The sequence below is a fragment of the Pseudomonas orientalis genome, assembly GCF_001439815.1.
Lineage (GTDB): Bacteria > Pseudomonadota > Gammaproteobacteria > Pseudomonadales > Pseudomonadaceae > Aquipseudomonas > Aquipseudomonas orientalis.
Genome location: NZ_JYLM01000014.1, coordinates 102,940 through 109,940, shown reverse-complemented (window position 1 = coordinate 109,940; position 7,001 = coordinate 102,940). Strand labels below are relative to the sequence as shown.

At 59.4% G+C, this 7,001-nt stretch carries 7 protein-coding genes and 1 pseudogene; 4 read left to right on the top strand and 4 right to left on the bottom strand.

What is annotated here, in order from left to right:
• The 3 genes from TU82_RS29035 to TU82_RS25675 all read left to right on the top strand — a co-directional run.
• Positions 1-232, top strand: a 232-nt coding sequence (locus tag TU82_RS29035; RefSeq protein ID WP_211269738.1) for a hypothetical protein, incomplete at its 5' end; no start/stop codon positions are given.
• 163 nt (positions 233-395) lie between these two features.
• Positions 396-1,283 carry a threonine/homoserine exporter RhtA gene (rhtA, locus tag TU82_RS25680; RefSeq protein WP_057726024.1) on the top strand — a complete coding sequence of 296 codons (888 nt, stop codon included), beginning with the start codon at positions 396-398 and terminating at the stop codon, positions 1,281-1,283.
• A 168-nt stretch (positions 1,284-1,451) separates the two neighbouring features.
• A complete protein-coding gene (locus TU82_RS25675) occupies positions 1,452-1,733 on the top strand; it encodes a hypothetical protein (RefSeq protein WP_057726023.1) in 282 nt (93 codons plus the stop codon).
• 117 nt (positions 1,734-1,850) lie between these two features.
• On the opposite strand, the gene TU82_RS25670 is transcribed toward TU82_RS25675, so the two are convergent.
• The 3 genes from TU82_RS25670 to TU82_RS25660 form a co-directional block, all read right to left on the bottom strand.
• Positions 1,851-3,659 carry an aminopeptidase P family protein gene (locus TU82_RS25670; protein WP_057726022.1) on the bottom strand — a complete coding sequence of 603 codons (1,809 nt, stop codon included), beginning with the start codon at positions 3,657-3,659 and terminating at the stop codon, positions 1,851-1,853.
• Between the two features lie 49 nt (positions 3,660-3,708).
• The gene (locus TU82_RS25665; RefSeq protein ID WP_057726021.1) at positions 3,709-4,869 is read right to left on the bottom strand and encodes a cysteine desulfurase family protein; all 1,161 of its coding nucleotides are present in this window, start codon (positions 4,867-4,869) and stop codon (positions 3,709-3,711) included.
• A gap of 232 nt (positions 4,870-5,101) precedes the next feature.
• The gene (locus TU82_RS25660; RefSeq protein WP_057726020.1) at positions 5,102-5,371 is read right to left on the bottom strand and encodes a hypothetical protein; all 270 of its coding nucleotides are present in this window, start codon (positions 5,369-5,371) and stop codon (positions 5,102-5,104) included.
• A gap of 254 nt (positions 5,372-5,625) precedes the next feature.
• On the opposite strand from TU82_RS25660, the gene TU82_RS25655 reads away from it, so the two are divergent.
• The gene (locus TU82_RS25655) at positions 5,626-6,729 is read left to right on the top strand and encodes a sigma-54 interaction domain-containing protein (RefSeq protein ID WP_057726019.1); all 1,104 of its coding nucleotides are present in this window, start codon (positions 5,626-5,628) and stop codon (positions 6,727-6,729) included.
• On the opposite strand, the pseudogene TU82_RS28805 reads toward TU82_RS25655, so the two are convergent.
• Positions 6,718-6,999 (bottom strand): annotated as a pseudogene (locus TU82_RS28805) (antibiotic biosynthesis monooxygenase); the annotation flags it as partial. The gene TU82_RS25655 and the pseudogene TU82_RS28805 sit on opposite strands and share 12 nt — an antisense overlap.
• Between the last annotated feature and the right edge of the window lie 2 nt (positions 7,000-7,001).

The following is a 7,001-nucleotide window of genomic DNA, read 5'->3' as shown; positions in this document are numbered from 1 at the left end:
GTTATTTTCAGAAGTTTTCGAAGAATTCTTCAACAACTTCAACCACTTGCGCTTGCGATCTCTCGTAAGCGGGAGGCGAATTCTACAGCGTTACACGCTGCTGTCAACACCTCTTTTTCAACTTCCTGCTGGCTTCGATGAACTGAAGCAACCTGCTATCGAAATCAACTTAACTCATTGTTTACCAAGGAGTTTTCCGTTTCGACTGCGCCGGAAGTGGGGCGAATTATAGACAGATAAAATTCTCCGTCAACCTTTAATTTGAACTTTCTATCGATCAAGTTTAAAGCTACTGGGTCGCCACTCAATTGAGCAATATATTGCTCAATTCGTGGCACTTAAGCATCATGGCCCCCTCTGCCCTTCTACTATTATGACTTTGGACAACCCCTTCAATGACCACCCCACCCCGCAGCCTGGCCTCCGCACTCTTCCCCGTTGGCCTGCTGTTGATCGCGATGGCATCCATTCAGTCCGGCGCCTCGCTGGCCAAAAGCATGTTTCCTGTCATCGGTGCGCAAGGAACCACCACTCTGCGCTTGATCTTCGCCAGTGTGATCATGCTGCTTCTATTAAGGCCATGGCGCGCCAGACTGACGGCCAAGTCCCTGCGCACGGTAGTGGTCTACGGCATGGCACTGGGCGGCATGAACTTTCTCTTCTATATGTCGCTGCGCACCGTGCCACTGGGTATTGCGGTAGCCCTGGAATTCACGGGCCCGCTCGCCGTCGCCATCTACGCGTCGCGAAGAGCAGTGGACTTTTTGTGGGTCGCGCTGGCGATCATCGGTTTGCTCCTGTTGATTCCGATGGGCGAAGCCAGCAGCGGCATTGATGTGGTGGGTGCTGTCTATGCGCTCGGTGCCGGCGTTTGCTGGGCGCTTTATATTCTGTTCGGCCAAAAGGCGGGGAACGACAACGGTGTGCAGACCGCCGCGCTCGGCGTCATGATCGCCGCTCTGTTCGTCGCGCCCATTGGCATCGTGCATGCCGGTACCGCGTTGCTGACCCCTGCGCTGATTCCTGTCGCCATAGGCGTGGCTATCTTGTCCACGGCCCTGCCCTACACATTGGAAATGGTTGCGCTTACCCGCCTGCCCGCTCGCACTTTCGGCACCCTGATGAGTATCGAGCCGGCGTTTGGCGCCCTCTCCGGCCTGTTCTTCCTGCATGAGCAGCTGACGCTCGCGCAATGGTTGGCTATCACCTGCATTATTCTGGCCTCCGTCGGGGCTACGCTGACGATGCGCAACGAATCCAAACCGCTGGTACCCGCCGACTGACCCTCTTTAAAGGCAGCTCTGGTATTTAAGGCCCATTTAGGCCATGTTTAGGGCCGTAAACGAATGTCTTTCATGGAGAAGGTCGACACGGACAGCATGAACGCTACGCTCGAGAGCGAGTAAAAGCCGACTTCGATCCTTTTGCGAAGCGGCTACTTAAGGATTGGAATGAATCGAATTTTGATACTGTTGCTGATCGTAGGCATTGCCGGTTGTGCCGCGACCACCAAAACAGAAGTGAAACGGGGCAAAAAAGGACTGCACATCAACTGTTCGGGCCTGTCCTCCTCCTGGGACCAGTGCTACACCAGTGCAGCCAATTCATGTGGCACCAAGGGTTATCGGGTTATCGCCAAATCCGGCGACAACTCCGAGGAGCCAGGGGACTACCCCTTCGGCCTCAACCCTGCCGGCTATACCAGCCGCAGCATGATCGTCATTTGCAAATAGATACCTGGGCGGCGCACAACAAGAACGCCGTATTGGTAGTCAGCGTCGGCGAGGCGACGCTGTTTTTCGGTCAGGACCGTCTGGATACCGTGCGCTAAGCCCTGAGTCAGCCCTGAATCAGATAGCCGCCGTACGCACCTGCAACCACTCGAGTGCATCGCCACTGAGCAACGGGCTCAAGCGCTCACGCACCTGGGCATGATAAGCGTTGAACCACTCACGCTCATCGGCGCTGAGCAAAGACGGCTCCAGGCATCGGGTATCGATCGGGCACAAGGTCAGGGTTTCGAACTTGAGGAATTCACCAAACTCGGTCGTCCCCGCTTCACGGTTCAACACCAGGTTCTCGATACGCACGCCCCAACGCCCAGGGCGGTAGGTACCCGGCTCGATTGACGTGATCATGCCTGGCTGCATCGCCGTCTGCGGTGCGGCCAGCGCCTGGTAGGCGATCACTTGCGGGCCTTCGTGCACGTTGAGGAAATACCCTACACCGTGCCCCGTACCATGACCGTAATCCACGCCCTCGGCCCAAATGGGCGCGCGCGCGATGGCATCGAGCAGCGGCGACAGGATGCCTTTGGGGAAGTGGGCACGGGACAAGGCAATCACGCCCTTGAGCACCCGCGTGCAATCGCGTTTCTGCTCTTCACTCGGCGTACCGATGGGCACCATCCGCGTGATATCCGTCGTACCGCCCAGGTATTGGCCGCCCGAGTCGATCAGCAACAGGCCATCGCCTTCGATCACCGCATGTTCTTCCGGCGTGGCGTGGTAGTGCGGCATCGCGCCGTTGGCGTTGAAGGCCGCGATGGTGTTGAAACTCAGCGATACATAACCCGGACGGCGAGTACGCGCTGCAGTCAGATGCTCGTCGATGGTCAGCTCGGTAATGCGCTCGCGCCCCAGAGCCGTTTCCAGCCAGGCGAAAAATTCGCACAAGGCAGCGCCATCCTGCTCCATGGCCTGACGGATATGTTCGGCATCAGCCAGGCTTTTGCGCGATTTGGCCAGGGTGGTCGGGTTCAAGCCTTCCACCAGCCGCACACCGGCGTCCAGATGTTCCAGCAGACCGGCCGTGACGCGCGCCGGGTCGACTTGCAGACTTGCCCCTGCCGGCACAGCTCGCAGCGCGTCGGCCACGTCACTGTAGTCGCGTACGGTCACGCCATCGCGCTCAAGCGCCGCCCGCAGTTGGGCATCGACTTTGCTCAGCGCCACGAACAGGGTGGCTTGCTGTTGGTTGATCAAGGCAAAGGACACGAACACCGGATTGAACGATACATCGCCACCGCGCAGGTTGAACAACCAGGCGATGTCATCCAGGGTCGCGATGAAATGCCAGTCAGCACCTTTGTCTTTGAGGCTCGCGCGCAGGGCCGCGAGTTTCTCGCCACGGCTGAGGGTCGCTTGCGGGGGCAGGTGCTGATAGATCGGCTGGTTCGGCAGCGCCGGACGGTCATGCCAGACTTCATTGAGTAGATCGACATCGGTACGCAAGCGCGCGCCACGCTCAGCCAGCTTGCCACCCAGGGTCCGTGCCGACGCCACGGCCATAACCGCGCCGTCCACGGCCACCACGCCGCCTTCCGGGGTTTGTTCAGCCAGCCACTCCAGGGGGCCGGGTTGGCCCGGCTGCAGTTTGACCAGTTCGATGCCACTGCCTTTGAGTTCCTTGGTCGCCTGTTCCCAATAGCGGCTGTCGGCCCAAACCCCGGCAAAATCCGCAGTGACGATCAGCGTTCCCACCGAACCATGGAACCCCGACAACCATTGGCGGCCCTGCCAGTATCCCGGCAGGTACTCGGACAAATGCGGATCCGCAGACGGCACCAACAAGGCGTGAATGCCCTCTCGGCGCATCAGCTCACGGGTCTGCGTCAGGCGCTGGGGAACCGTTCCATGGGTCAAAGGCTGAGTACTCATTGTGTCTCCTGCTAACCACTAATAATTGTTATGAACTGCGGATGAAGTTTCAGACGGCCCAGAACGCCGGTGCGCTGGCCAGGGCCGACTTGATCAGTTGCACCGCGTCGTCGATATCCCGCTCTGTGGTAAACCGGCCCAGGCTCAAGCGAATGGTACGGCCGGCGCTGCGCGCGTCATGCCCCAAGGCCAGAAGCACATGGGACGGCGCGTTGCTGGCCGAATTGCACGCTGAAGTCGCCGAAAAGGCAATCCCGGCGCTCAACGCACCGGCGTTGAATTCGCCTTCGCTGAACGTAAGGCTCAAAGTATGGGGGATTCGTTGGGCAGGACTGCCGTTGAGGCGCACACCGGCAATCGACCCCAACTGATCCAGCAGACGCTGACGCAAGGCCACGATCTGTGCCTTCTCCTCGGCAAAAGACGCCGCCGCCAGGGCGAACGCCATGCCCATGCCCGCAATCTGATGAGTCGCCAGGGTACCCGAACGCAAGCCGCCCTCATGACCGCCGCCATGAATCTGCGCCAATACCTTCTGCTGCGCCCGAGGTCCTACATACAACGCACCGATACCCTTCGGACCGTACAGCTTGTGGGCCGAAAACGACATCAAGTCCACCGGCCACTGCGCCAGGTCGATGGCTACCTTGCCCGCGCCCTGCGCCGCGTCCACATGGAACAACGCCCCCTGCTCACGCACCCGTGCGCCGATGGCCGGGATGTCGTTCAAGGTGCCCAGTTCATTATTGACCAGCATCAGCGACACCAGAAAGGTGTCCTCACGCAGTGCCTCACTGACGGCTTCGACACTGATCAAGCCATCGGCATCAGGCACCAGGTAGGTCACCGCCACCCCGGCTTCCTGCAATTGCCGCGCGGTGTCGAGGGTCGCCTTGTGCTCGATCTGGCTGGTGATGATATGCCCGCCCGTTACGCCACGCGCCTGGGCGACGCCTTTGATCGCCAGGTTATTGGACTCGGTGGCGCCGGAGGTCCAGACAATCTGCTCGGGCTGGGCGCCGACCAGTGCGGCCACCTGCTGACGCGCCTGCTCAACCGTTTGCCGGGCCGCCTGGCCGAACGCGTGGGAGCTGGACGCCGGGTTACCGAAATTGGCATTGAAGCCCAGACACTCAACCATCACCTGGATGACCCGCTCATCCACCGGCGTGGTGGCGGCGTAGTCGAAATACAACGGACGTTTATTCATGGCGTTAAAAACTCGCAGAGCGTGTTCCCGAGAGCAGTGTCGCGGGGGCATCGAACAGAACAGAGGTTGTCAGGTTTAACTGATCGAATGCCGTTAAAGAAGGACCACTTTATGAAAATGTGCGTAGGAACGCTCCTGAAATTCAGCTTAACAGGCTGAAGTCACGCCATGGAAAACAAAAAACCCGAGATTCCTGATGGGAAACCCGGGTTCTTCACCGCAACCGCACCGCTCAACTGGGGCGATCCTTCAAGGCGACGCTGCGCTCGGCGTTCATTTCGCCCTGATGATCGAAACTGAACGCCTTCTGTGGCTGGTCGGTCAACGCCGCGCGCTGGCGTTGGTAGTCATCAAATGACAAACCACGCCGACTCAGCGCTTCCAACGCCAGTTGCCGGGTTTCCTGTGCCGTGTAAGGGCGCAATTCAGGGGACGGATGGGTCGCACATCCGGCGAGGACAGAGATGGCAAGCAACAGCGAAACAGCGAGTGAACGGTTCATGGCGGTGGCCCTGCAAAGGAGGTGTCGAGTCAATGAACACAGGCTACTCCCGCCCCCGCACGCTGAAAAATCACCCTCCTCGATAGTTGCTATCAACCGATCCGGCAGGCTCGATAACCACAACCAGTTATTCTTTTAAGATCTATAAGTATGTAAATCAATTAATTTACGGAATATAAGAATCCCTCTATAAACAACGCTGCTGCGACTTGCCAAAAGACGATTCCCACTATTCATTCCCAAGAGAGGTGACCATGCAGTTATTGACCCTCCCCCCCTCGCCCGCGCTCGCGACCTCCATTCGTGCCACGGCCCAGGTATTCGAGGATCCGAAATCCAAGGCCCTGCTCGACCACATCCAGCAAGTGGCGCCAAGCGAAGCCAGCGTGCTGATCATCGGCGAAACCGGCACCGGCAAGGAGTTGGTAGCGCGGCACATCCACACTCTCAGCGCACGGCGCAACCGGCCATTCGTGGCGGTCAACTGCGGGGCGTTTTCTGAATCCCTTGTCGAAGCCGAGCTGTTCGGCCACGAAAAAGGCGCCTTTACCGGCGCCCTCAGCGCCAAGGCGGGCTGGTTCGAAGAGGCCGATGGCGGCACATTGTTCCTCGATGAAATCGGCGATTTACCCCTGCCGATCCAGGTCAAGCTGCTTCGGGTGCTGCAGGAACGTGAAGTGGTGCGCCTGGGCTCGCGCAAGAGTATTCCTATCGATGTAAGGGTACTGGCGGCAACGAATGTACAACTGGAAAAAGCCATCAACGCCGGGCACTTTCGCGAAGACCTTTATTACCGTCTCGACGTGGTCAGCCTGGAGCTCAGCCCACTACGCGAGCGCCCCGGCGACATCCTGCCGCTGACCCGGCACTTTATCGACGTCTACAGCCGACGCCTGGGTCATGGCCCGATTACCCTAAGCCGCGAGGCCGAACATAAACTCAGGAGCTACAGCTGGCCGGGCAATATTCGCGAGCTGGAAAACGTGATTCATCACACGTTGCTGATCTGCCGCAACAGCGTGATCGAACGCGACGATCTGCGCCTGTCGAACCTGCGTATCGAACGCCAGGACGACAGCCAGCAGGGCTGCGACAACAGCACCGAAGCGTTGCTCGCACGGGCCTTTCAACAACTGTTCGAGGAACAGGCCGGCGCCTTGCACGAAAAGGTCGAGGACGCGCTGTTACGTGCCGCTTATCGCTTCAGCCACTGCAACCAGGTGCACACCGCCAGCCTGCTGGGCTTGAGCCGCAACGTCACGCGCACGCGGCTGATCAGGATCGGCGAGTTGGCGGTGAACAAGCGCAGGCCTGGGGGAAACCTGCAAGGCGAGCGGATGCTGCATCTATCCATTTAGGCGACAGTGCAAGGCGTCGTCATGGCTGCGCTCAAAACTGCGCAGCACCTGAAACGAATCAAAGATCACCGCCTTGGCCTGGTGCGCCCGAATCAGCGTCCAGAAATCCTCGCCGCCCTGCTCGAAGCGCCGGAACGCCGCCTCGCCCTCCTCACGGGATTGCCATTGCAGGTAGTTGAGTACCCGCCGCCCGTCATCGCTGACCTGCACGCTCGCGCTCAAAAAGCCGTCGTGGCTCTGCGCCAGTCGCTCGCTTTGCAGGGTCAAGGCCG